We start from the raw sequence: 23,872 nt of genomic DNA, 5'->3' as shown, positions 1-23,872 counted from the left end.
CGGCTGCCGACTCGCTTGGGGCCCGTCTCCCACCCGTTTGCTGAAACCTTGTGGGAGACCCGGATGCGGTCAGACCCTGCGCGATCGAATGCGGGCGCGCAGCAGGCGCAGGTCCTCCGCGGGCACGTTGTCGGGCAGAAGGACCAGGTGCGCCGTGCCGCCGCGCCAGCCGAGGTGCAGAAACACCCCGCCTGCGAAAAGGCGGGCGTGGAGCAGTTCGGCCGGTGCGTTGCGACCGGTGCGGAGCGTCACGGACCACAAGCCTGCCTGCGATAGCGATACCGCGGCGACGGGTGGCTCGCGGAACACGCGAAGGCGTCGCAGGCCGTACGCCGCGACGATTGTCGCGAGCGCCGTGCGGAGATACCACGGCAGCGAGGTGAAAAACGGAGCGGCGGTTGCCAGGAGCAGCACCGTCGCCACGAGAGCCGTCAGCGTGGCCGAAGGCCGGCAATCAAAGCCGATGCCTCGTGCGGATGTCATCGATGATCGCCTGCCAGTCGTCGCGCGGGGCGCGGGCATGGCCCATCACCCAATCCCAGAGATCGGGATCCTGCACGTCGAGCAGTTCATCGAATGCCAGTCGCGTGGCTTCGTCGGCGTCGGCGAAGCGCTCGTCGAGCCAGCCGCCGAAAAGACGGTCCAGTTCGCGCGTGCCGCGACGGGTGCGCCAACGAAGGCGTTTGAGGCGGGCTTCGTCCATCCTAACTCGACTCCTGCAACGACGCCGCCTTGTGTGGGAGCCGCTTCAGCGGCGATGGGTGCTCGCAGCAAGCTTGCCCGCTGCCGCGGGATCGCCGGCATAGCCGGCTCCCACAAGGTATGGCATGACCGGAAACTGCCGAAGTCAGGCCGAACGGCGCTCCACGATCAGCTTCTTGATCTCCGCGATCGCCTTCGCCGGGTTCAGACCCTTCGGGCAGGTGCGCGCGCAGTTCATGATCGTGTGGCAGCGATAGAGCTTGAACGGGTCTTCGAGGTCGTCCAGGCGATTGCCGGTGTCCTCGTCGCGGCTGTCCACGATCCAGCGGTAGGCCTGGAGCAGGATGGCCGGACCGAGGTAACGGTCGCCGTTCCACCAGTAGCTGGGGCACGACGTGGAGCAGCACGCGCAGAGGATGCACTCGTAGAGACCGTCGAGCTTCTTGCGGTCTTCCGGCGACTGCAGGCGCTCCTTGTCGGCCGGCGCTGGGCTCTGCGTGCGCATCCACGGCTTGATGGAGGCGAACTGCGCATAGAAGTGCGTGAGGTCGGGCACCAGATCCTTCACCACCGGCATGTGCGGCAAGGGATAGATGTTGACCGTGCCGCTGCCGCAGTCCTCGATGGCCTTGGTGCATGCCAGCGTGTTCGTGCCGGCGATGTTCATGGCGCACGAGCCGCAGATGCCCTCACGGCACGAACGGCGCAGGGAGAGCGTGGAATCGATCTCGTTCTTGATCTTCAGCAGGGCGTCGAGAACCATCGGACCGCACGTGTCGAGGTCGACCTCGTACGTGTCGGTGCGCGGGTTCTGGCCGTCGTCCGGCGTCCAGCGGTACACCTTGAAGGTGCGCACGTTCTTCGCGCCCTTCGCCGGGAAATGCTTGCCGGCCTGGATCTTGGAATTCTTGGGTAGCGTGAACTCTGCCACGATTGCCTCTCCGGTCCGGTATCAGTAAACGCGCTTCTTCGGCGGCACGACTTCGACGTCGTCCGTCAAGGTGTACATATGCACCGGACGGAAGTCGAAGCGGGACTTGCCGGCCTCGTCGATCCATACCAGCGTGTGCTTCTGCCACTCGTGGTCGTCGCGGTCCGGGAAATCCTCGCGGGCATGGGCGCCACGGCTTTCCGGACGCTGCTCGGCCGAATGCATGGTGGCCACGGCCTGCGCGAGCAGGTTCGACAGTTCCAACGTTTCGATGAGGTCGGAGTTCCACACCAGCGAACGATCGGTGACCTTCACGTCCTGGAACTTCGTGTAAACCTCGGAAATCTTCTGCGACCCTTCCTTCAGCGTCTCCCCCGTGCGGAACACGGCGGCGTCGGACTGCATGGTCTTCTGCATTTCGGCGCGGATCTGCGCGGTGGGCGTGCCGCCATTGGCATAACGCAGCGCGTCGAAGCGTCCGAGCACCTTGTCCAGCGCGTTCGCCGGCAGGTCGCGGTGCGGGGCGCCCGGCTTGACGATCTCGGCGCAGCGGTTCGCCACCGCACGGCCGAACACCACCAGGTCGAGCAGCGAGTTCGAACCGAGGCGGTTCGCGCCGTGCACGGACACGCACGCGGCCTCGCCGATGGCGAACAGGCCCGGCACCACGGCATCCGGATCGTCGCCCAGCTTGGTGACGACTTCGCCGTGGTAGTTGGTGGGGATGCCGCCCATGTTGTAGTGGACGGTCGGCAGCACGGGAATCGGCTCCTTCGTGACGTCGACGCCCGCGAAGATGCGCGCGGATTCGGCGATGCCCGGCAGGCGCTCGTGGATGACCTCGGGGCCAAGGTGCATCAGGTTGAGGTGGATGTGGTCCTTGTTCGGGCCCACGCCACGGCCTTCGCGGATCTCGATGGTCATCGCACGGCTGACCACGTCGCGCGAGGCGAGGTCCTTCGCATTCGGGGCATAGCGCTCCATGAAGCGCTCGCCCTCGGAGTTCGTGAGGTAGCCGCCTTCGCCGCGCACGCCCTCGGTGATGAGACAGCCGGCGCCGTAGATACCCGTGGGGTGGAACTGCACGAATTCCATGTCCTGCAGCGGCAGGCCGGCGCGCAGCACCATGCCGCCGCCGTCGCCCGTGCAGGTGTGCGCGGAGGTGGCGCTGAAGTAGGCGCGGCCGTAACCGCCGGTAGCCATCACCACGGCATGGCCGCGGAACAGGTGCAGCGTGCCCTCGTTCATGTCGAGCGCAAGCACGCCCACGCACTTGCCTTCCTCGAAGATGAGGTCGATGGCGAAGTACTCGATGAAGAACGTGGCGTCGTGCGCCAGGGCCTGCTGGTACAGCGTGTGCAGGATGGCGTGGCCGGTACGGTCGGCCGCGGCGCAGGTGCGCTGCGCGGTGCCCTGGCCGTAATGCGTGGTCATGCCGCCGAACGGGCGCTGGTAGATCTTGCCTTCCTCGGTACGCGAGAACGGCACGCCGTAGTGTTCCAGCTCGATGATGGCCGGGATGGCCTCACGGCACATGTACTCGATGGCGTCCTGGTCGCCGAGCCAGTCGGAACCCTTGATCGTGTCGTAGAAGTGAAAACGCCAGTCGTCCTCGCCCATGTTGCCGAGCGCGGCGGAGATACCGCCCTGCGCGGCGACGGTGTGCGAACGCGTCGGGAACACCTTGGTGATGCAGGCGGCCTTGAGGCCCTTCTCGGCGAGGCCGAAGGTGGCGCGCAGGCCGGCGCCGCCGGCACCGACCACGATCACGTCGTACTTGTGTTGTTGAACCTTGTAGGCTTCCATCGATCAGCTTCCGAGCGCGACGCGCAGCACGGCCAGTACGCCCGCGAGCGCGGCGAGTACGGCGATGAACTTGATGAGCACCAGCGAGGCCACTTCGAGCCAGCGCGTGTGGACGTAGTCTTCGATCACGACCTGCAGGCCGAGTACCGCATGGCGGAACGTGGTGATCAGCAGGGCGGCGAGCAGCACCGCGTTCCACGGCTTCGCCAACGTGGCGCGCGCGGTGGCGTAGTCGGAGTGCATGAGGCCGAGAACGGTCACGACGAACCAGACGGTGAGGAACACCAGGCCGAGACCGGTGACCCGCTGAAGCATCCAGTGGCTGACACCTTCCTTCGCCGAGCCCAGGCCGCGAGCGCGGGCCAGCGGATTGCGCAGGTCCCGGCTCATGCGTGCCCCCCGGCGAGGACATAGGCCCAGACGGCGACGGTGAGCACGATGGAGACGATGATCGACAGCCAGCTGCTGCGCACGAAGGCGGGAATGGAGTAACCGACGCCGGTGTCCTGCACCAGGTGGCGAATGCCGTTGGCCAGGTGATAGAAGAAGGCCAGGGTCCAGCCGACCAGCACGATCATGCCCAGAGGGCTGCCGGCGCAGTCGGTGAAGGTGGCGAAGGCCTCCGGGCCGGCGGCGATGGCCGCGAGACCCCAGACGAGGAGCAGGCTACCGACGGCGAGAACGATGCCGGTGGCGCGATGCAGGATGGAGGTCACCATCTGCACTTGCCACTTGTAGACCTGGATATGCGGTGAGAGCGGGCGTCCCGTTTGTGCCATGGCGGCTATCCTGATTGGAATCGCTGGTGCCCGACGGTCTCTCTCTTCGCCTTCCGGTTCTCAGAAGTCGATGCAGCGTCCGTTCTTTTCCCAGTCGCCGTAACGCGTTGGGTCCAATGGCGCTTTCTCGACCCCTGCTTCGCCGTTCGTGGGGACGACCGGCGGAACGAGCGGCTTCGCCGGAGCGGAATCGTTCGTGCCCTTGGGTTCGGAGGGATTGTCGGACATGGTTATAAAGCCCTGAAAGCGTAATACCTGTGCCACGGCAGCACAACCTTGACGAATGCGTCGGACCTTGGGAAGGCCCCGGCCGGACCGTATATCTTACCCCTCCCCTCCCTCGTGCGCCTCCCCCATGCCGAGCACTACCACTCGTACGATAACCCTCACCGGCCCTGACGCCGCGGGCTTCGCCAATGCCCAGTTCAGCAGCGACATCCTGTCGCTCGCCCCCGGCCAATGGCAGTGGAGCGGCTGGCTGGACCCCAAGGGGCGCGTACGTGCCCTGCTCCAGGTGGCGCGGGTGTCGGACGAACGGTTCGTGGCGGTGCCGCGGGGCGGCGACGCGCAAGCGCTCGCACAGGATCTGGCGCGTTTCGTGTTCCGCGCGAAGGTGAAGATCGAGGTATCGCAGGAACGGCACGTCGCCGATGGCGACGCACTCGCCGACAGCGAAGCGATGGAAACCGACGATGGTGTGTTGACGCTCGGTGAAGGCGATGCATCGTTGCGCATCGGCGCGAACGAAAGCGACGACGCGTGGATCGCACGTCACATCGCGAAAGGTTTTGCATGGTTGCCCGACGCCGCTCTCGGCACGTTGCTTCCACCGGCACTGTCGATGGAACGGCTGGGTGCCGTTGCATTCGACAAAGGATGTTTTCCCGGTCAGGAGATTGCAGCGCGCCTGCATTTCCTCGGTGGCCACAAGCGTCATCTGCATGCGGCGCGCGTGGAAGGCCACATGAGTCTCGCGAACGGGCAAGCGCTGCGCATTCACGGCAAGGATGCAGGCTTGGTGTTGATGCACGCGCACATCAGCAATTTGCCTACAACTCTTGTCGTACTCGACGATACGGCGATACAGGAGGAGACTCTTGACATCGCCGATGCACGCCTTCATCTCATCTCGACATTCGCAGAATAAAGCGCACTGTTTCGAAAAAAATGTTCGCGCATGTGTGTGAGTCGAAGCTGAACCAAGCGCCCTCCGCACTTGCGCAAACGGCGAACCGCCACTAGGCTCCGCCGATCCCATTTACGTGGCCGTGGTGTTACGACACGGTTACACCCGCGACGATCCGTCGAAGATGACGGTTCTGGCGCGACCCGGTCCCCACCGGAGAACGAGCGACGCGCACCGTTTCCGCGCGAGCCGAAAACCCTATACCGGACGGCTCCGGACAGCCGCCCAGTACAGTCACAGTGTGTGACGCCCGAGTCATCCGTGTTCATCAGATTCAACGGATGCCATCGGTTGGTCCAGGTAGTAACGGCCTGCCCGCCCGTCTACCGCTCATACGTCTCCCATGGCCCTCCAGCCGCAAGTGACGGAAAAGCTCGTTGGAGGCAGATACACATGAAACTCTCCGCTTTGCTCTGGATGGCGTCCGTCCTCCCGAGCCACCTCGCCGACCAGACGTGCCTGGCGACGACGGTTTACCTGGAGGCACGCAGCGAACCCACCATCGGCCAGTACGCCGTGGCGGAAGTGGCCCTGAGGCGACGCGATCGCCGCATGGGCGGCAGCAATGTCTGCGACGTCGTCAAGGCGCCACGCCAGTTCGCCATCACCACCACACCGAAGGATTTCGAGGTCAACGATCTCGTAGCATGGAACAAGGCATGGAAAATCGCCGGCGACTCCCTCAACAACTGGAGCCTGCCGAAGAGCGAACGCCTGGTTTACGTTCCGCAGGCTGATCATTTCGCCACCGTTGCTGTTTCACCAAGCTGGTCCGCCAGCCGCGTCGTTCGCAAGATCGGCGACCACGCGTTCTACGCCGTCAACTGACGCGCGAACAACTTGCGGGGAAAAGAGATCCAGGCGGGCAGCTTGGGATCTCCGGGAAAAAGGGGCCCTCGGACGAGGGTCTTTTTTTTTGCATAAAAAAGCCCGCTGACGCGGGCTCTTGAGTCGCTGGGCCCCTGCCTTCGCAGGGACGAGGTCTCGCCACTCTTCGCAACAAGCTGGAAATCCGTCGCTCCTGCGAAGACAGGAGCCCAGCGACTTCAACGAGACATCGCGTTTGGACGTATAGACGTCTTAACGACGATACACGTGATCGCCACGCACCTCGACGTAATCGCCGCGACGCAGCTGCGGATCTTCCCGCTGCGTCACGGTGGCCCAACGGCCGTCGTCCAGGCGGATACGCACACGGAACGCCACATCGTTCGCGCCATTGCGCTTGCCCACCTGATTGCCGACGACACCGCCGACCACCGCGCCGCCGACGGTAGCCGCCGAACGGCCGTCGCCCTTGCCGATGGTGTTGCCGAGCAGACCGCCCGCCACGGCACCGATGACCGCACCAAGCGGCGACGAGTCCTTCTCCACGTACACCTGCTCGACATCCTCCACCACGCCGCACTGCTCGCAACCGCGCGGTGCACCGGAATACACGACGCGATCGTCCCGGTAAACCCGACGCGGCTGCTCATAGCACGCCGTCAACGACAATGTTGCCAAAGCGGCGGCAACGAGGCCGGCCTTCCGAACGATGCTGTGCATGGGCTGTACTCCTTAGGAGAGGAATTCGTGGATCAACGCGCGTCCGATACCGCCGTGACGCCTTCCTGCACCTCGACGCGGTCACCCGGATCGTGGTCCATGCGCACCGAACGGGTCACGCCGTTGTATTCGTAGCGAACGTCGTAAGCCACGATCTTGTCGCTGCCCGGCACCGAGCTGCATTTGCGCACCGTGCTGGTGACGGTATTGGTTTCCTGTCGACGCTCCTGGATCTCGTGCCCGGCGTAACCGCCGCCCACCGCTCCTGCCACCGTCGCGAGCGTGCGCCCCTTGCCGCCGCCGATCTGGTTGCCGAGCAGGCCGCCCGCGACCGCACCGATGGCGGTACCGGCGATCTGGTGCTGATCCTTCACCGGAGCCCGGCGGGTCACCACCTCGTCATGGCACTCGCGACGGCCTTCGGTGGTTTCGCGAACCGGGTCCACGCTGACCACGCGGGCATACTTCGGGCCGGCCGGCTCGGCCGGCGGCGGTGCGATCGGCTGGGAGGCCGCTGCCCCGGCCGGCGCATTCGCCACGTCGGCGTTCGCATCGCGGTTGCAGGCGGACAGGCCAAATACCAGGGCCGCGCCCAAACCGGCGTTCAGGACGGAAATCTTCAACCTGTTCATACCCTAATCTCCACTGTGGATCGGCGACCCGATAGCGCTTGAGCCCCATCACCCAAAGCCGCCTCGTCGCCATTTGACAGTCGTTAAACTGAACGACGCCTTAGACTCACACTTACGTCCATTCAGGTAACGCACCGACATGCTCGACCTCGTAGACACCCACGCGCACCTGGACGACGCCTCGTTCGACGGTGACGGCGACACCATGTTCGGGCGATCGCGCGAGGCAGGCGTGCGGCGTTGGGTCGTTCCCGCGATCGACCGCGGAAACTGGGAAAGGATCGAGCACCTGGCCGCATCGCGCGAAGGCGTTTCAGTCGCCTATGGCCTGCACCCCCTCTTCCTGGCGAACCATCGCGACGAGCACCTGGACGAACTTCCGGCCTGGCTCGAACACCACGGCGCCGTGGCGGTGGGCGAGATAGGCCTGGACTTCTACGTCGACGGGCTCGACCCGGAACGCCAGCGCGACCTGTTCCATCGGCAACTGGCAATAGCCCGGGAACACGACCTGCCGGTGATCGTGCATGCCCGGCGGGCCTTCGAGGAAGTGATCCACACCTTGCGCCGCATGGGCGGATTGCGCGGCGTGGTGCACAGTTTCTCGGGCAGCGAGGAGCAGGCGCGGCAACTGTTCGACCTCGGCTTCCACATCGGCATCGGCGGCCCGGTGACTTACGAGCGCGCCCACCGCATCCACCGCGTCGTGGCGGCCATGCCCCTCGACCGGCTGCTCCTCGAAACCGATGCACCCGACCAGCCCGGCTCGGGACACCAGGGGGAACGCAACGAGCCCGCCTATCTGCGCGACGTGCTGCGCACGGTGGCGAACCTGCGCGGGGAATCGGAGGCGGATGTGGCCGCGCGGACCACGGCCAACGCCACGGCGCTGTTCCGCTTGTAAGCAACGGCCTATTGCTAGCGTCAGACGATTCTTGCTAGCCTGATAGTTCACTAGCGAACTATTAGCCAGCGAAATGTCCAGGATCAAGACGTGTGTCGAGGCCATCTACGAGGGCGTCGACAGCGTGGCCAGCCGCATGCCGGCCATGCCCGTGTCGGAAGTGCTTCTCGTGCGGTTGCTGATGCTGACCGCCGGTGCGCTGCTGCGCGAATTCGAGGTCAAGCTCAAGCCCTACGGCCTCAACGACAGCGACTTCCGCACGCTCATGATGCTGTACAGCAGCGAGGACGGCACCGCGACACCGGGCCGACTCTGCCTGCTCGCCGAGCAGAAACCCACGAACATGACGCGCATCGCCAATGCACTCGCCAAGCGCGATCTCATCTCGCGATCGCACGCCACGCACGACCGGCGTCAGGTCGTGCTTCGCATCACACCGGCAGGCCGCCGTTTCGTGGCGAAGATGCTGCCCCCCCTGTTTCCTTCGCTGGTCGAATCGTTCGCCTGTTTCAGCGCGGCCGAACGCAAGACCTTCGAGCGCCTGCTGAAGAAGCTCGCCCTGCATATCGATCCCCTGGTGGACCCGGACGCCACACCATGACCCTTGCCCCGCTCCGCCCCGCCCTGCTCGCCTGCGCGGTTGCCACGCTGCTGGCCGCCTGCCACGTGCCGGCGAAAATCGAACGGCCTGCGCTTCGCGACGAAGCGCCCCTGGCCGGCCTGAACACCACCCAGCGCGCGGGGTGGCCCGACGCTCAGTGGTGGAAGGTGTACGGCGATCCGCAACTCGACACGCTGATGGACATGGCCCTGCGCGGCGCGCCCGATCTGGCGCAAGCGCGCGCCCGGGTGTCGTCGGCCGAGCAGAACATCCGTGTCGCCGCGGCGCAGGCTGGCCTCCGCGTGGACGGCAGCGCGCAGGTCACCCGCCAGCGGATGAGCGAACACGGCCTCATTCCCTCGCAGTTTCTCGGGTTCACCTGGTACAACCAGGCCGACCTCGGCATCCAGGTGAGCTACGACTTCGACTGGTGGGGCAAGAAGCGATTCGCCATCGAATCCGCCATCGACAGCGCCCGGGCGGCGGAAGCCGAACGTTCGGCGGCGTCGCTGGGCATCCAGGCGATGGTGGCCGATACGTATTTCGGCTGGCTTGCCGACGAGGCCCGCGTGGCCCTCGCCGACAGGCTCGTCGCCGCGCGCGAACGCGCGTTGCGCATCGCCGAGCTGCGCGTGAAGCAAGGCGTCGACGTACCCGACACCGCCCAGCAGGCCCGCGCGGAACTGGCCGGCGCGCGCCAGCAGCGCGTGGCATTGCAGGGCTCGGCGGATATCCGCCGCGTCTCGATCGCCACGCTGGTCGGCGTGTCGCCGGCCGAGCTTCCCGCATTGACGCCGCGCCCGCTCCCCCAGGTGACGCCGGGCCTCCCGTCCGATGCCGGCACCGACCTCATGGCGCGCCGCCCCGACATCGCCGCCAGCCGGTGGCAGATCGAAGCGGCATTGCGCCAGACGGATGCCGCGCGCGCGCAGTTCTTCCCGGATGTCAGCCTCAGTGCGATGGCCGGCTTGTCGAGCATCGACATGGACAAGGTGTTCTCTGCCGACAGCCGCGTGTTCTCCTTGAGTCCCGCGATTCACCTGCCGATCTTCGAAGGCGGTGCGCTCGAGGCGAACCACGGCGTGACCCGGGCACAGCTCGACGCGGCCGTGGCCCAATACAACGCCACGGTGGCATCCGCCGCACGCGACGTCGCCACGCAGGCACTGGGCGCGCAGCAGCTCGCTAACCGACGGACACAGCAGGCCGCCCAGATCGACGCGGCCGACGCGCTGCTTGCTAGCGCGAAGGCACGCGCGGCGCGCGGCGTACGCGACGACCGCGAGTCCCTGGCAACGGAAGCGGCGCTGATCCAGCAGCAGGACGCGGACACCGATCTGCACGCGCAGGCGCTGTCCACCGACGTCGCACTCATCAAGGCGCTCGGCGGCGGTTACCGCGCCGAGCCCATCGCATCCTCCTCCACTACCAGCACCCACGGAACCACGAGCCCATGAGCGCTTCCCCCAACGATACGCAGCCCGCGCAGGACGAAAGCGGCAACGCGCCCAAGGACAAGCGCAAGCGCGGCCGCGCGCTGCTCATCGCGCTGCTGGTCTTCGTCCTCGCGGGCGTGATCTGGTTCCTTCTCTGGCTTTTCGTGTTCTCCACCCGCGAGACCACCGACGACGCCTACGTGGGCGGCAACCAGGTGGCCATCTCGGCACAGGTGCCGGGCATCGTCGTCGGCGTCTACGCGGACGACACCCAGCGCGTGAACGCCGGCCAGGTACTCGTGCGGCTCGATCCGACGGATGCCGACGTAGCGCTGCGCAAGGCCGGCAGCGCGCTCGCGCAGGCAGTGCGCCAGGTGCGCCAGCAGACGCAGTCGGCCGCAAGCGCCGACGCGGCGCTCGTGGCCCGCCAGCAGGACCTGAAGCGCGCGCAGGACGACCTGAAGCGCCGTCTCCCGCTGCTTGCCGAGAAGGCCGTGGCGCCCGAGGAAGTGCAGCACGCCCGCGACGCGGTGACCAGCGCGCAGTCCGCGCTGGACTCGGCCCAGCGGCAGGCGGACGCGGCCCGTGCGCTCGTGGACGGCAGCAATGTCGAGGACAACCCCACCGTGGCCCAGGCACGTGCCAACTTCCGCCAGGCGTGGGTGGCTGCGCAGCGAAACGCCATCGTCGCGCCCATCGACGGCTATGTCGCTCTGCGTGGCGTGCAGGTGGGCAACAGCGTACAGCCCGGCCAGCAACTGATGACCGTGGTGCCGCTGCACGACCTTTGGGTGGACGCCAACTTCAAGGAAGGCCAGCTGCGCCACGTGCGCATCGGGCAGCCCGCAAAGGTGGAAGCCGACATCTACGGCGGCGGCGTGGAATACCACGGCAAGGTGATAGGCCTCGGGGCCGGCACCGGCAGCGCCTTCTCGTTGCTGCCCGCGCAGAACGCCACCGGTAACTGGATCAAGGTGGTGCAGCGTGTCCCCGTTCGCATCGCGCTCGATCCCAAGGACCTCGACAAGCATCCGCTGCGCATCGGCCTTTCCACCGCTGTGACGGTGGACATCACGGACGACAAGGGCGACGTGTTGCCCGCCCAACCCTCCAACGTTCCCGTGGCGCAGACGCGCGTTTATGACGACGTGGCTTCCAAGGCCGACGCCGCCGCCGACGCCATCGTGCGCGCCAACCTCGGAGCCGGCGTGCCTTGAGCGACGACACCGCCCTTCCCGACGCCGCCGCCAACGGCCCCAAGCCGCTGCACGGCGGGCCGCTGGTCCTGCTGACGATCGCCGTCGCGTTCTCCACGTTCATGGAGATCCTCGACATGACGATCGTCAACGTGGCCGTTCCGCACATCGCGGGCAGCCTGGGCGTGAGTTCGAGCGAGGGCACCTGGGCCATCAGTTCCTATGCCCTTGCCAGCGCCATCATGCAGCCGCTCACCGGCTGGCTGGCGAAGCGCTTCGGCGAAGTGCGCACGTTCTGCGTCTCCGTGGGCCTGTTCGTGGCGTTTTCCATGCTGTGCGGCCTTGCCACGAACATGCCGATGCTGGTGATCTTCCGGCTGATGCAGGGCGCGGGTTCCGGGCCGATGGTGGCCTTGTCGCTATCGCTGCTCCTGGCCAGCTACCCGAAGACGAAACAAGGCATCGCCCTGGCGATGTGGGCCATGACGGTGGTCGTGGCGCCCATCTTCGGTCCGATCCTCGGCGGTTACCTCACCGACAATTTCTCCTGGCCGTGGATCTTCTACATCAACGTGCCGGTCGGTGCCGCCGCGGGTTTCGTCACCTGGGCCATCCTGCGCCACCGCGAAACGAAGATCGTGAAGGCGCCGATCGATACCGTGGGCCTTGCGCTGCTCATCCTTGGCGTGGGCTCGCTGCAGTTCATGCTGGACAACGGCAACGACCACGACTGGTTCGCGTCGCCGATGATCCTCACGCTGGGTCTCATCGCCCTGGTGGCGCTGGTGTTCCTGGTCATCTGGGAACTCACGGCCAAGCATCCGGTGGTCGACCTCTCGCTGTTCGCCCGCCGCAACTTCGCCATCGGCGTGACCGCGCTGTCGCTCGGCATGCTCGCCTTCTTCGGCATCAATGTGGTGTTCCCGCTGTGGTTGCAGACCACCCTGGGCTACACCGCGACATGGGCGGGCCTCGCCACTGCGCCCGTGGGCATCCTGGCCTTCCTCGTCTCGCCCTTCATCGGCAAGAACATCCAGCGGCTGGAATTGCGCGCGGTGGTCACCTTCGCCTTCCTGGTGTTCGCGTTCACTTCGTTCTGGTTCGCCGGGTTCAACAGCGGTGCGTCGTACGCCGCGCTGGTGCTGCCGCGCTTCATCATGGGCATCGCCATCGCCTGCTTCTTCATTCCGCTCAACCAGATATTCCTCTCCGGCCTCAATCCGGACCAGATCGCAGGCGCGTCGGGCCTGGCGAATTTCTGCCGCACGCTGGCCTCCAGCGTGTCCACCGCCATCACGGTGACGCTGTGGCAGCACCGCACGGATTCCCACCATGCGGCACTCACCGAATATGTGACGCACGCCTCGCCCGCCACCACGGCGTTCACCCAGAAGCTCACCACGCTGGGCATTCCGGGCAAGCCGGGCCTGGCCGTGGTGGACCAGCTGGTCACCCGCGAGGCCGCCACGCTGGCGGTAAACGACGTGTTCTGGGGCTGCGCCATCCTGTTCCTGTCGCTCATCCCCATCCTCTGGTTTGCGAAGCCGCCGTTCGGGAATGCCGGTGGTGCAGCCGCACATTAAATCGACGTTACCTAAATCGATCCAAATACCACTTGTGAAATCTGAAAACGATTACCGTGACTTAGGACAACTGGTGCGGCGCAATACCTCGTGGTAGCTTTCGCCGCATGGCACAAACCCTACGCATCATTAAGAAGTATCCGAACCGTCGTCTCTACGATACGGAAATCTCGAGTTACATCACGCTGGAAGAGGTACGCCAGCTGGTGCTCGACGGGGAAACTTTCGAGGTTCGCGACGCCAAGTCCGGCGAGGACCTGACCCGATCGGTGTTGCTGCAGATCATCGCGGAGCACGAAGAGCACGGCCAGCCGATGCTCTCGCCGCAGCTGCTGTCGCACATCATCCGCTTCTACGGCGATTCGCTGCAGGGCTTCATGGGTCCGTACCTGGAGCGCAGCCTGCAGGTCTTCCTCGACCAGCAGCAGCAGTTCCGCAACCAGCTGAACAGCCTGATGGGCCAGACGCCATGGTCCATGCTCAACGAGATGACCGAGCGCAATCTCGACGTCTGGAAGTCGATGCAGCGCGGGTTCCTCGATGCCGCCACCGCCAAGCCGGCGGAACCCGTGCGGCCCGCCACGCGCACCGGCAAGAAGGCTAGCTGACCGGCGCCCCCGGCCCTCTTGCCCCCGGCGGCGCTGCGGCGCACGATGCGCTGCCCCGCAATATCGCGTCCGGACGAAGGTCGCCATGCCCCGTAACGACATCGCCGTGGTCGGCGCCGGATTGGTCGGCGCCATGGTGGCCACCCTGCTGACCCAACGCGGCTTTCGCGTCACCGTCTACGAAAAGCGCCCGGACCCGCGCAAGGCCGGCTTCCTCGGGGGGCGCTCGATCAACCTCGCGCTCGCGGAGCGCGGCCTGCACGCTCTGCGCGCCACCGGACTGGCAGACCGCGTGCTCGAACAGGCCGTGATGATGCGCGGCCGAATGGTGCACGATCCTGCCGGCCATAGCGGGCTCCAACGCTATGGCGTGGACGACACCGAAGTGATCTGGTCGGTATCGCGCGGCGGACTCAATACCCTGATGCTGGACGCCGCCGAGGCAGCGGGCGCCACGGTGCACTTCGACCAGGGCCTGGCCGGTGCCGATCTGGAAGCGGGAACGCTGCGCCTGCGCGACAGCGCCGGCAACGAGAGCACCGTCGATGCGCCGGTGGTGATCGGAGCCGATGGTGCCGGGTCGGCCCTGCGTGCCGCCATGCACGCGCATGCGCCGCTGGGCGAACGCGTGGAGGAACTGGGCCACGGTTACAAGGAGCTGGAAATCCCGCCCCGCCGCGATCCGTCCGCGCCGTTCGCGATCGAGCGCAACGCGCTGCATATCTGGCCGCGCGGCCATTACATGTGCATTGCGCTGCCGAATCGCGAAGGCAGCTTCACCGTGACGCTGTTCCTGCCGAACGACGGGCCGCATCCGAGCTTTCGCAGCATTGCCGGAGCGGGCGCCGCCGAAGCGTTCTTCCGGTCCGAATTCCCCGATGCGCTCGCACTGATGCCCGACTTCGCGGCCGACTGGGCGGCACATCCGGTGGGCACCCTGGGCACGCTCTACCTCGACCGCTGGCATATCGGCGGACGCGCGCTGCTGATCGGCGACGCGGCGCACGCCATCGTGCCGTTCCATGGGCAAGGCATGAACTGCGGCTTCGAGGATGCCGCCGAGCTGGCGGATCTCTTCGCCGCGCAACCGAACGACGCCGCGGCCGTGTTCGCGGCCTTCGAAGCGAAACGCAAGCCGAATGCGGATGCCATCGCAAAGATGGCGCTGGAAAACTACGTGGAAATGCGCGACTCCGTGGCGGACCCGCACTACCTGCGCAAGCGCGAACTCGGTGCCCTGCTGGCAGAACGTTCGCCCACGCACTACCTGCCGCGCTATCGCATGGTCACCTTCACCCACCTGCCCTATGCGTATGCGCTTGAGCGCGGCCGCGCGCAGGATGTGCTGGTGGAGCAACTGCTGAAGGGACACGACACCGTGGCGTCGGTGGATCTGGATACCGCCGTGCGCACGCTTGAGGCCACTCTCCCTCCGCTGCCCTCGCTGCTGTAACGGGTCGGGCCTCCGCTTTCTTGGGAGCCGACCTGCTCTGTGTGGGAGCCGGCTTTGCCGGCGATCCCGCGGCAGCGGGCAACCTTGCCGCAAGCGCCCATCGCCGCTGAAGCGGCTCCCACACAAAGCTCGCATGCTTGTGAAGCAACCTCCATGCTTGGGAAGGGCTTCGAAATGGACAGTTGCTCCCACACGAAGCGTGGACAACTCCCGCCATGACCGCAACAATCGCGTGATGACTTCCGCCCCCCACCCCGCTCCCTTGCTCGAAGCCCGCGCGCTGCGCTTCCTGCGGCAGGACGAGCCGGTGTTCGGGCCGTTGGATTTCGCGCTGCGTGCCGGCGAGGTCGCGCTGGTGGAAGGCGACAACGGCAGCGGCAAGACCACCTTGATGCGCGTGCTGACGGGCATGCTGCGACCGGGCGAAGGCGAGGTCCGGCTGGACGGCGCTGCCTTCTCGCTCGACACGATGGCCGGTGCGGTGGTGTTCCTGGGCCACCACCTCGGCCTCAAGCTGGATCTCTCCGCGCGCGAGAACCTGCGCGTGAGCGTCGGCCTGTACGGCCAACGCCAGGGCACGAGCGCCAACGCCGCGCTGGCCGAGGTGGGCCTGGCCGGTTTCGAGGACGAACCGGTGCGCCGTCTCTCGGCAGGCCAGAAGAAGCGTGCCGCGCTGGCACGGTTGCTGTTGCTGCCGGCGCGCGTGTGGTTGCTCGACGAGCCCTACGCCAACCTGGACCGCGAGGGCATCGCGCTCGTGAACCGGCTGCTGGAAGGCCACGCCGGGCGTGGCGGCGCCGCCCTCGTCACGAGCCACGGCGCCGTCAGTTTCGCCGGGGGCGAACCTCGACGCATCCGGTTGCACGCATGACGCCCGGCAGCACGTCCGCCGCGTGCGCCGCACTGCTGCGGCGCGACCTCACCCTGGCCTGGCGCCGCCGCGGCGACATCGCCATGCCGGTGCTCTACGCGCTGATCGTCGCCACGCTGTTCCCGTTCGCGCTCGGGCCCGAGCCCACCCTCCTCGCCCGCATCGCCGGTGGCGTGGTGTTCGTCACGGTGCTGCTGGCCGTGCTGCTGTCCCTGGACAACCTCTTCCGCGCGGACATCGAAGACGGCTCGATGGAGCAACTGATGCTCGCGCCGCAGCCCCTGGCCTTGCTGGTGGGCATGAAGATCCTCGCGCACTGGATCACCTCCTCGCTGCCGTTGATCGTCGTGGCGCCGCTTCTCGCCGGCATGCTGAAGCTCCCCGCGCCAGCCACGCCAGTGCTGGTTTTCGCGCTCGTGCTCGCAACGCCGCTGCTCAGCCTCCTCGGCGCCGTGCTGGTCGCGCTGACGGCGGGGTCGAGGCGCTCTGGTATGCTTCTGGCGCTCATGTTGCTGCCGTTGTGCGTGCCGGTCGTGATTTTCGCCGCCGGGGCCGTGGCCGCCGCGCAGGAAGGGCTCCCGTGGATCGCGCCGATCGCCTGGCTGGGCGCCGGGCTCGCCATGGCGGTGGTGCTGGCACCCCTCGCCTGTGCCGCCGCGCTCCGCATCGCCATGGACACATGAACGCGAAGCAACCCTGTGGCCCGAAAGGGGGACACATGGTGTTTGAACGAACTTGCGACGAGGATCGATGGCTAACTGGGTTCCGCTCTGGCTTCACCGCCTCGGCTCGCCGCCGGTGTTCTACCGTTTCGCCGGAGCCGTGAGGCCCTGGGCGCTCGGCCTTGCGCTCGTACTGGCGGGCGTCGCCCTTTACGGTGGCCTGTTCGTCGCGCCCGCGGATTACCAGCAGGGCGACGCATACCGCATCATCTTCGTGCACGTGCCCAGTGCCTGGATGAGTCTTTTCATCTACGGCGCCATGGCCGTCGCCGCCTTCGTCGGCCTGGTGTGGCGGATCAAGATCGCCGAGGTGGTGGCCATGGAATCCGCGCCGGTGGGCGCCGCGTTCACCTTCATCACCCTCGTCACCGGTTCGCTCTGGGGCAAGCCGATGTGGGGCACGTGGTGGACCTGGGACGCGCGGCTCACGTCCGAACTGGTGCTGCTTTTCATCTACCTCGGGGTGATCGGGCTCTACCACTCCTTCGAGGACCGTCGCCAGGGCGCCCGCGCCGCCTCGTTCCTCGTGCTCGTGGGCGCGGTGAACGTGCCCATCGTGCATTTCTCCGTGAACTGGTGGAACACGCTGCACCAGGGCTCCACGGTGCGCCTGCTCGGACCTTCGCACATCGAAGCGAGCATGCTCTGGCCGCTGCTCACCATGATGGCCGCCACCAAGCTCTACTACATCGCCAGCCTCTTCGCCCGCGTGCGTGCCGACCTCATCGCTTCCGAGAGCGGCAAGGGCTGGGTGCGCGAGCTGCTCGCGCATCGCGACGGGAGCGGCGCATGAACCCGTCCCTCGCCATGGGCGCTTACGGCTTCTATGTGTGGTCGTCCGTCGCCGTCTTCTTCATCGTCCTCCTCATCGACACGCTGGCCCCGTTGGCCAGGCGCCGCCGCAACCTGCGCGAATTGCGCGCGCGGATCGCGCGCCAGGAAAACCGCCGCCGGCCGGGAACCCCTCCAAGCAATGAATCCAACGCGTAAACGCCGTCTCGCCATCGTGGTCTCCGTCGTGGTCGCCGCCGTCGTGGCGGTCGGGCTCATCGTGTTCGCGCTGCAGCGGAACATGAACTACCTCTTCACCCCCAGCCAGGTGCAGGAAGGCCAGGCCACGCAGTACCCCACCTTCCGCCTGGGCGGCATGGTGAAGGCCGGCTCCATCCAGCGCGCCGCGGATTCGTTGAAGGTGAGTTTCATCGTGGTGGACGACGCAGGCGCCATGCCGGTGGAGTACACGGGCATCCTTCCCGACCTGTTCCGCGACAACCAGTCCGTGATCGCCACCGGGCGCATGGACAGCGGCCGCTTCATCGCCAGCGAAGTGCTCGCGAAGCACGACGAGAACTACATGCCGAAGGAACTCAAGGACGCCATGGCCAAGGCGCACGAGAACCGCAAGATCGACGACAAGGCCATGAAGGATCCGCAACCATGATCCCCGAGCTTGGCCAGTTCGCCCTCGTCCTGGCGCTGATCCTCGCGCTGGCCCAGGGTGTGCTGCCCATAGTGGGCGCCTGGCGCGGCAATGCCGCGCTCATCGCCACGGCGCGCCCCACCGCGGCCGGTCAGGCCGTGTTCGTGTTCGCCGCCATGGCGATCCTGATCTACGCGTTCCTGAGCTACGACTTCTCGGTGGCGTACGTGGCCGACAACTCGAACCTTGCCCTGCCCTGGTATTACCGCGTCACCGCGGTATGGGGCGCGCACGAGGGTTCGATGCTGCTGTGGGTGTTCATCCTCAACGTGTGGTCGCTGGCACTGGCCGCCTTCAGTCGCCATCTGCCGGATGCGTTCGTGGCACGCGTGCTCGGCGTACTCGGGCTCATCGGCGTGGGCTTCCTCGCCTTCATCCTGTTCACCTCGAATCCGTTCCTGCGCGAACTGCCCATGCCGGCAGACGGCGGCGACCTGAACCCCGTGTTGCAGGACCCGGGCATGACCTTCCACCCGCCCGTGCTCTACATGGGTTACGTGGGTTTCTCCGTGGCCTTCGCCTTTTCCATCGCCGCGCTGCTGGGCGGTGGCATGGAACAGGCCTGGGTACGCTGGGCGCGCCCCTGGACGAACGTGGCCTGGGCATTCCTCACCCTCGGCATCGTGGCCGGCAGCTGGTGGGCCTATGCGGAACTGGGCTGGGGCGGCTGGTGGTTCTGGGACCCGGTGGAGAACGCCTCGTTCATGCCGTGGCTGGTGGGCGTGGCGCTGATCCACGCGCAAGCGGTGACGGAAAAGCGCGGTTCCTTGCCTGCATGGACAGTGTTGCTGTCGCTCTTCGCCTTTTCCCTGTCGCTGCTGGGCACCTTCCTCGTGCGTTCCGGCGTGCTCACCTCGGTGCATGCGTTCGCCTCCGATCCGCGCCGCGGCCTGTACATCCTCGGCTTTCTGGTCATCGTGATCGGCGGCTCCCTGCTGCTCTACGCCATCCGCGCGCCCAAGGTCGCCACCGGCAAGCCGTTTGCTCCGCTGTCGCGCGAGACCGGCATCATGATCGCGAACCTGCTGTTCACCACGGCCGCCGCCATGGTGCTGCTCGGCACGCTGTTCCCGCTGATCGGCGACGCGCTGAACCTCGGCCGCGTATCGGTCGGGCCGCCGTACTTCGGTTTCCTCTTCGTGCTGCTGATGGCACCCGCCGTGTTGCTGCTGCCGTTCGGCCCGTACCTGCGCTGGGGCCACGCGGAAGGCCGCCAGCTGACGGCCATGGCGCTGCGTGCCGGCGTGGCGGCCGTGGTCTGTGCCATCGCCGCCGCGTTCTTCGCGCAAGGGCACCTGCGCGCCATCGCTGGCGTCGCGGGCGCGGTGTGGGTGGGCGCGGGCACGCTCGCCTATGTCGTGAAGCGCTGGCGCGAGATGCCGCGCGGCCGCCGTTTCCCCGCTGAAATGGGCGGCATGCTGATCGCCCATGCCGGCGTCGCCATTTTCCTCATCGGCGTCATGCTGTCCGAGTCGCTCAGCGTCGAGCGCGACGTGCGCCTCGCCCCCGGTGAGGTGGCATCCGTCGGTGGTTACGACTTCCGGTTCGATGGCGTGGAAGAAACCGAGGGTCCGAACTGGCGCGCCGACGAAGGCATCGTCACCATCCTGCGCAACGGCGACACGGTGGGCACCATGCATCCGCAGAAGCGCACGTATTCACGTGGACAGGTGCAGACGGAATCCGCGATCGACGCCGGCCTCTTCCGCGACATCTACGTGGCGCTGGGCGAACCCATGGACGCCAACGACGCAGCCGGCGCCTGGGCCGTTCGCCTGTATCACAAACCCTTCGTGCGCTGGATCTGGCTCGGTGGCCTCTTCATGATGGCCGGCGGATTCCTCGCCGCGTGCGAGCGGCGTTTCCGGGCGAAGAAGATCGCCGCGGAAGCGGCCGCCACGCAGCCCGCCAGCCCGGCATTGAAGACGGGAGAGTCGCCGGCATGAGTCGCCTCCTGCCCCTGTTCGCCTTCCTGCTGCTCGTCGGCCTGTTCGGCTTCGGTATCTGGTGGAACACGCAGCACGACCAGCACGAGATCGTGTCGCCGCTGATCGACAAGCCGGCGCCCGCGTTCTCGCTGCCGGTGCTGGGCGAACCGGCGCGCATGGTCGACAAGGCCTCGCTGCTGGGCAAGCCTTATTTCCTCAACGTGTTCGCCAGCTGGTGCATCGAGTGCGTGCACGAGCATCCCATGCTGATGACCGACGTGAAGCAGCTCGGCCTTCCCATCGTCGGCTTCAACTATAAGGACGATCCGCAGGCCGCCAGGGCATGGCTGGCGGAGCACGGCAATCCGTTCGACGTGATCGTCGCCGACCGTGACGGCCGTACCGGCATCGACTTCGGCGTGTATGCCGCTCCGGAAACCTTCCTGATCGACGGACGAGGCGTGATCCGCTACAAGCGCATCGGCCCCATCACCCCCGAGGTGCTGGACAAGGAAATTCGTCCGGCTCTGGCAGCCCTCGCGAAGGAAACGCCGTGATGCGCCGCGCTCTCGCCTGGCTCATCCTCTGCCTTCTGCCGGTACTGGCGTTCGCGCAGGCGATCCAGCCGCTGCCGTTCCGCGACCGTGCGGAAGAGGTGCGGTTCCAGCGCCTGAGCGCCGAGCTGCGCTGCCCGATGTGCCAGAACGAAACCCTGGCCGATTCGAATGCCCCGATCGCGCACGACCTGCGCCGGCAGGTGTTCGAGATGATCCAGGCAGGCAAGAGCGACGACGAGATCAAGACCTACCTCGTCGACCGCTATTCCCAATTCGTGCTGTACAAGCCGCCGGTGGAGCCCTCCACGTGGCTGCTGTGGTTCGGGCCGGCCGTGCTGTTGGCCGCCGGTGCCGTCGTCGTCGCCATCCAGGTGCGCCGTCGCGCCCGGCAGGTGCCCGCGTCCACACCCGCCAACGATACCGAGGACGACTGGTGACTCTCGCGTTCTATCTCGTCGCGGGGGCCATGCTCGCCCTCGCGCTCGCCCTGCTGCTCGTTCCCCTCGTTCGCCAGGGCCGGCGCCATGGGCGCTCGCGCGCTGTCTTCGGCCTGGCCGTGGCCATCGCGATCGTCGTGCCGCTCGCCAGCGTCGGCATGTATCTGCTGGTGGGCACGCCTTCGACGCTGGGCGGCGTGGAGCCGGCCAGGGAAATGACGGTCGGCGAAGCCATCGACCAGTTGCTGGCGCGCGTGAAGGATCACCCGGACGACGCCGAAGCCTGGGTGCTGCTGGGCAAGACGTACGCCATGCTCAAACAGCCCGCCGACGCGCGCAGCGCGTACGACCATGCGCTGAAGGCCGACGCGAAGAACGTCGCCGCCATGGTCGGCTGGGCGGAAGCGGATTCGCTGGTGCGTGCGGACCATCGCATCGAGGGGCGCGCCCTGGATCTGCTGCAGGGGGCGATCGCCATTGAACCCGACAGTCAGCGCGCACTGTGGCTGCTGGGCATCGCGCAGTTCCAGCAAGAGCGCTATGCGGACGCGGCCGGCACCTGGCGCAAGTTGCAGCCCCTGCTCGATCCGGACTCCAACGTGGCCCATGCCGTCGCCCAGCAGATCGCCGTGGCGGAGAAACGCGCCGCCGCGGGACAGCCCGACGCGGGGCGTGGCACCATCGACGGCAAACCGTGAAGGAACCACACATGGGCGACGCGCGCCGCTACCACTCGCTTTCCTCACCGTTCCGCATGAAGCGCGGCGGCGAACTGCACGGCGCCCGCGTGGCTTTCGAAACCTGGGGCACGCTCGCGCCGGCGCGGGACAACGCGATCCTGATCCTCACGGGTCTCTCGCCCAGCGCCCATGCCGCGGCGAATGCCGAAGACCCCACACGCGGCTGGTGGGACGACATGATAGGCCCCGGCCGCGCATTTGACACCGATCGCTTCTTCGTCATCTGCGTGAACTCGCTGGGCAGCGACAAGGGCTCCACCTGCCCCGCCTCCATCGATCCGGCCACGGGCGAGCCCTACCGGCTCACCTTCCCCGAGCTTTCGCTCGAGGACGTCGCCAACGCCGCTCACGAGGCTGTTTCCGGGTTGGGTATCGACCGGCTGGCCTGCCTCGTCGGGTGTTCCATGGGGGGCATGAGCGCGCTCGCGTACATGCTGCTGCATCCGGGCAGCGTGCGGACGCACATCAGCGTGGACACGGCGCCCCAGGCGCAGCCGTTCGCCATCGCCATCCGCTCCCTGCAACGCGAGGCCATCCGTCTCGATCCGAACTGGCGTCATGGCCAGTACAAAGGCAACGAGTGGCCGGAACACGGCATGAGCATCGCGCGCAAGCTGGGCGTCATCACCTATCGCTCGGCTATGGAATGGAACGGCCGTTTCGCGCGCATCCGCCTCGATCCGGACGAACGCGACGAGAACGCGCCTTTCGGCTTCGAATTCCAGGTGGAGTCGTACCTGGAAGGCCATGCACGCCGTTTCAACCGGCAGTTCGATCCGAACAGCTACCTCTACCTGTCCCGCGCCAGCGACTGGTTCGACGTGGCCGAATACGGCGAGGGCGACGTGATGCGCGGCCTGGCACGCATCCATGTGGACCGGGCGCTGGTCATCGGCGTGAGCACCGACATCCTGTTCCCCCTGGAACAGCAGGAAACGATCGCGAAGGGCCTGGAGGCCGCCGGCGCCAGCGTCGATTTCGTGGCCCTGGACTCCCCGCAGGGGCACGATGCCTTCCTGGTGGACATCGAGAACTACAGCCGGGCGATCGGCGGGTTCCTTCGAAAGATCTGACGGTCGGGCGCCTCCACCTCCGGTATTTGCAAGGCGGGGGTGGCCCATTTGCTATCATTGGGGGCGACCGGCGCCCGCTCGCGCCACGCATGCAGAGGTTCCCCCCATGATCACGGTCGACTTCCCCGGCAGCCGCAAGCTCATCGAAGCCATCGACGCGTCGGTGATCCAGCCGAGCACGCCGGCCATCACCGACAACCTGCGCAATGCGCTGTGCCGGCTGATCCGTTCGCGGGAAGTGGAGTTGCCCAGCTGCGTGTTCGAACCCGCCGGCGACCATTACGCCCGACGCGAGCTCTATCGCAGCGAAGAGCACGGCTACAGCGTGGTCGCCATGACCTGGGGGCCCGGCCAGGGCACGCTGATCCACGACCATTGCGGCATGTGGTGCGTGGAAGGGGTCTGGAACGGCGCCCTGGAGATCGTCCAGTACGAGTTGCTCGACCGCGAGGCCGAGCGCTACCACTTCCGTCCCGTGGGCTCGATCCAGGCCGGCCCCGGCTCGGCCGGCAGCCTCATTCCGCCGCACGAGTACCACACCATCCGCAACCCCAGCGACGACTCCGTGGCCGTCAGCCTGCACATCTATTCAGGCCGCATGACCCAATGCGCCGTGTTCAAGCCCGAGGGCGACGACTGGTACCAGCGCACCGAACGCCAGCTGGGCCTCGACCGGGTGCACTGAATCCAGCATAATTC

The 23,872-nt window shown here is 66.7% G+C and carries 29 protein-coding genes; 20 read left to right on the top strand and 9 right to left on the bottom strand.

Annotation, left to right across the window (positions count from 1 at the left end; all coding sequences use genetic code 11):
- Positions 1 to 69: 69 nt before the first annotated feature.
- The 7 genes from FHS47_RS05335 to FHS47_RS05305 all read right to left on the bottom strand — a co-directional run bounded on the left by FHS47_RS05335 (position 70) and on the right by FHS47_RS05305 (position 4,446).
- Complete coding sequence (locus FHS47_RS05335; protein WP_167023951.1) at positions 70 to 483, bottom strand: hypothetical protein; 414 nt, start codon at positions 481 to 483, stop codon at positions 70 to 72.
- Positions 455 to 703, bottom strand: a complete 249-nt coding sequence (locus tag FHS47_RS05330) for a succinate dehydrogenase assembly factor 2 (protein ID WP_167023948.1) — start codon at positions 701 to 703, stop codon at positions 455 to 457. Before FHS47_RS05330 ends, FHS47_RS05335 begins: the two co-directional genes overlap by 29 nt.
- A 144-nt stretch (positions 704 to 847) precedes the next feature.
- Positions 848 to 1,633 (bottom strand): succinate dehydrogenase iron-sulfur subunit, encoded by a 786-nt coding sequence (locus FHS47_RS05325; RefSeq protein WP_167023946.1) that lies wholly within the window; start codon positions 1,631 to 1,633, stop codon positions 848 to 850.
- A gap of 21 nt (positions 1,634 to 1,654) precedes the next feature.
- Positions 1,655 to 3,439: a succinate dehydrogenase flavoprotein subunit gene (gene sdhA / locus FHS47_RS05320; protein ID WP_167023943.1), complete on the bottom strand. Its 1,785-nt coding sequence runs from the start codon at positions 3,437 to 3,439 to the stop codon at positions 1,655 to 1,657.
- 3 nt (positions 3,440 to 3,442) lie between these two features.
- Positions 3,443 to 3,829 carry a succinate dehydrogenase, hydrophobic membrane anchor protein gene (gene sdhD / locus FHS47_RS05315; RefSeq protein ID WP_167023940.1) on the bottom strand — a complete coding sequence of 129 codons (387 nt, stop codon included), beginning with the start codon at positions 3,827 to 3,829 and terminating at the stop codon, positions 3,443 to 3,445.
- The gene (gene sdhC / locus FHS47_RS05310; protein WP_167023937.1) at positions 3,826 to 4,218 is read right to left on the bottom strand and encodes a succinate dehydrogenase, cytochrome b556 subunit; all 393 of its coding nucleotides are present in this window, start codon (positions 4,216 to 4,218) and stop codon (positions 3,826 to 3,828) included. Before sdhC ends, sdhD begins: the two co-directional genes overlap by 4 nt.
- Positions 4,219 to 4,278: 60 nt before the next feature.
- Positions 4,279 to 4,446 (bottom strand): DUF1674 domain-containing protein, encoded by a 168-nt coding sequence (locus tag FHS47_RS05305; RefSeq protein WP_167023934.1) that lies wholly within the window; start codon positions 4,444 to 4,446, stop codon positions 4,279 to 4,281.
- A 127-nt stretch (positions 4,447 to 4,573) separates the two neighbouring features.
- On the opposite strand from FHS47_RS05305, the gene FHS47_RS05300 reads away from it, so the two are divergent.
- Positions 4,574 to 5,365 (top strand): folate-binding protein, encoded by a 792-nt coding sequence (locus tag FHS47_RS05300; RefSeq protein ID WP_167023931.1) that lies wholly within the window; start codon positions 4,574 to 4,576, stop codon positions 5,363 to 5,365.
- A gap of 432 nt (positions 5,366 to 5,797) precedes the next feature.
- Positions 5,798 to 6,232, top strand: coding sequence for a cell wall hydrolase (locus FHS47_RS05295; protein ID WP_167023928.1), 435 nt, complete (start codon positions 5,798 to 5,800; stop codon positions 6,230 to 6,232).
- Between the two features lie 252 nt (positions 6,233 to 6,484).
- Here FHS47_RS05295 and FHS47_RS19880 read toward each other — a convergent pair whose 3' ends face one another.
- Complete coding sequence (locus tag FHS47_RS19880; RefSeq protein WP_167023925.1) at positions 6,485 to 6,952, bottom strand: glycine zipper 2TM domain-containing protein; 468 nt, start codon at positions 6,950 to 6,952, stop codon at positions 6,485 to 6,487.
- A 32-nt stretch (positions 6,953 to 6,984) separates the two neighbouring features.
- Positions 6,985 to 7,584, bottom strand: a complete 600-nt coding sequence (locus tag FHS47_RS05285; RefSeq protein WP_167023922.1) for a glycine zipper 2TM domain-containing protein — start codon at positions 7,582 to 7,584, stop codon at positions 6,985 to 6,987.
- Positions 7,585 to 7,723: 139 nt separating this feature from the next.
- Here FHS47_RS05285 and FHS47_RS05280 point away from each other — a divergent pair, with 139 nt between their 5' ends.
- The 18 genes from FHS47_RS05280 (at position 7,724) to FHS47_RS05195 (ending at position 23,858) form a co-directional block, all read left to right on the top strand.
- A complete protein-coding gene (locus FHS47_RS05280) occupies positions 7,724 to 8,488 on the top strand; it encodes a TatD family hydrolase (protein ID WP_167023919.1) in 765 nt (254 codons plus the stop codon).
- Between the two features lie 73 nt (positions 8,489 to 8,561).
- Complete coding sequence (locus FHS47_RS05275; RefSeq protein WP_167023916.1) at positions 8,562 to 9,089, top strand: MarR family transcriptional regulator; 528 nt, start codon at positions 8,562 to 8,564, stop codon at positions 9,087 to 9,089.
- Positions 9,086 to 10,546 (top strand): efflux transporter outer membrane subunit, encoded by a 1,461-nt coding sequence (locus FHS47_RS05270; RefSeq protein WP_167023913.1) that lies wholly within the window; start codon positions 9,086 to 9,088, stop codon positions 10,544 to 10,546. The genes FHS47_RS05275 and FHS47_RS05270 overlap by 4 nt, the downstream gene beginning before the upstream one ends.
- Positions 10,543 to 11,742, top strand: a complete 1,200-nt coding sequence (locus FHS47_RS05265; RefSeq protein ID WP_167023910.1) for an HlyD family efflux transporter periplasmic adaptor subunit — start codon at positions 10,543 to 10,545, stop codon at positions 11,740 to 11,742. Before FHS47_RS05270 ends, FHS47_RS05265 begins: the two co-directional genes overlap by 4 nt.
- Positions 11,739 to 13,304: a DHA2 family efflux MFS transporter permease subunit gene (locus FHS47_RS05260; protein ID WP_167023907.1), complete on the top strand. Its 1,566-nt coding sequence runs from the start codon at positions 11,739 to 11,741 to the stop codon at positions 13,302 to 13,304. The genes FHS47_RS05265 and FHS47_RS05260 overlap by 4 nt, the downstream gene beginning before the upstream one ends.
- A 107-nt stretch (positions 13,305 to 13,411) precedes the next feature.
- On the top strand, positions 13,412 to 13,912 hold the full coding sequence (gene phaR / locus FHS47_RS05255; protein ID WP_167023904.1) for a polyhydroxyalkanoate synthesis repressor PhaR: 501 nt from the start codon (positions 13,412 to 13,414) through the stop codon (positions 13,910 to 13,912).
- Between the two features lie 85 nt (positions 13,913 to 13,997).
- Entirely contained in the window at positions 13,998 to 15,365 is a 1,368-nt protein-coding gene (locus FHS47_RS05250; RefSeq protein ID WP_167023902.1) for an NAD(P)/FAD-dependent oxidoreductase, read from the top strand.
- Positions 15,366 to 15,600: 235 nt separating this feature from the next.
- Complete coding sequence (gene ccmA, locus FHS47_RS05245) at positions 15,601 to 16,236, top strand: cytochrome c biogenesis heme-transporting ATPase CcmA (RefSeq protein WP_167023899.1); 636 nt, start codon at positions 15,601 to 15,603, stop codon at positions 16,234 to 16,236.
- Positions 16,233 to 16,919 (top strand): heme exporter protein CcmB, encoded by a 687-nt coding sequence (gene ccmB, locus FHS47_RS05240; protein WP_167023896.1) that lies wholly within the window; start codon positions 16,233 to 16,235, stop codon positions 16,917 to 16,919. The genes ccmA and ccmB overlap by 4 nt, the downstream gene beginning before the upstream one ends.
- Before the next feature lie 67 nt (positions 16,920 to 16,986).
- Positions 16,987 to 17,751, top strand: coding sequence for a heme ABC transporter permease (locus FHS47_RS05235; protein WP_167023893.1), 765 nt, complete (start codon positions 16,987 to 16,989; stop codon positions 17,749 to 17,751).
- A complete protein-coding gene (gene ccmD, locus FHS47_RS05230; protein WP_167023890.1) occupies positions 17,748 to 17,948 on the top strand; it encodes a heme exporter protein CcmD in 201 nt (66 codons plus the stop codon). Before FHS47_RS05235 ends, ccmD begins: the two co-directional genes overlap by 4 nt.
- Positions 17,932 to 18,399, top strand: coding sequence for a cytochrome c maturation protein CcmE (gene ccmE, locus FHS47_RS05225; RefSeq protein ID WP_167023888.1), 468 nt, complete (start codon positions 17,932 to 17,934; stop codon positions 18,397 to 18,399). The genes ccmD and ccmE overlap by 17 nt, the downstream gene beginning before the upstream one ends.
- On the top strand, positions 18,396 to 20,384 hold the full coding sequence (locus FHS47_RS05220) for a heme lyase CcmF/NrfE family subunit (RefSeq protein WP_167023885.1): 1,989 nt from the start codon (positions 18,396 to 18,398) through the stop codon (positions 20,382 to 20,384). Before ccmE ends, FHS47_RS05220 begins: the two co-directional genes overlap by 4 nt.
- Positions 20,381 to 20,923, top strand: coding sequence for a DsbE family thiol:disulfide interchange protein (locus FHS47_RS05215; protein ID WP_167023882.1), 543 nt, complete (start codon positions 20,381 to 20,383; stop codon positions 20,921 to 20,923). Before FHS47_RS05220 ends, FHS47_RS05215 begins: the two co-directional genes overlap by 4 nt.
- Positions 20,923 to 21,360: a cytochrome c-type biogenesis protein gene (locus tag FHS47_RS05210; RefSeq protein ID WP_167023879.1), complete on the top strand. Its 438-nt coding sequence runs from the start codon at positions 20,923 to 20,925 to the stop codon at positions 21,358 to 21,360. Before FHS47_RS05215 ends, FHS47_RS05210 begins: the two co-directional genes overlap by 1 nt.
- On the top strand, positions 21,357 to 22,058 hold the full coding sequence (locus FHS47_RS05205; protein WP_167023876.1) for a tetratricopeptide repeat protein: 702 nt from the start codon (positions 21,357 to 21,359) through the stop codon (positions 22,056 to 22,058). The genes FHS47_RS05210 and FHS47_RS05205 overlap by 4 nt, the downstream gene beginning before the upstream one ends.
- A gap of 11 nt (positions 22,059 to 22,069) precedes the next feature.
- A complete protein-coding gene (locus FHS47_RS05200) occupies positions 22,070 to 23,173 on the top strand; it encodes a homoserine O-acetyltransferase (RefSeq protein ID WP_167023873.1) in 1,104 nt (367 codons plus the stop codon).
- A 106-nt stretch (positions 23,174 to 23,279) separates the two neighbouring features.
- Positions 23,280 to 23,858 (top strand): cysteine dioxygenase family protein, encoded by a 579-nt coding sequence (locus FHS47_RS05195; protein ID WP_167023870.1) that lies wholly within the window; start codon positions 23,280 to 23,282, stop codon positions 23,856 to 23,858.
- Positions 23,859 to 23,872 lie beyond the last annotated feature (14 nt).

This window comes from Luteibacter sp. SG786, assembly GCF_011759605.1.
Lineage (GTDB): Bacteria > Pseudomonadota > Gammaproteobacteria > Xanthomonadales > Rhodanobacteraceae > Luteibacter.
Note: the sequence above shows the minus strand (reverse complement) of the source record. Positions and strands in the feature narration are given on the sequence as shown.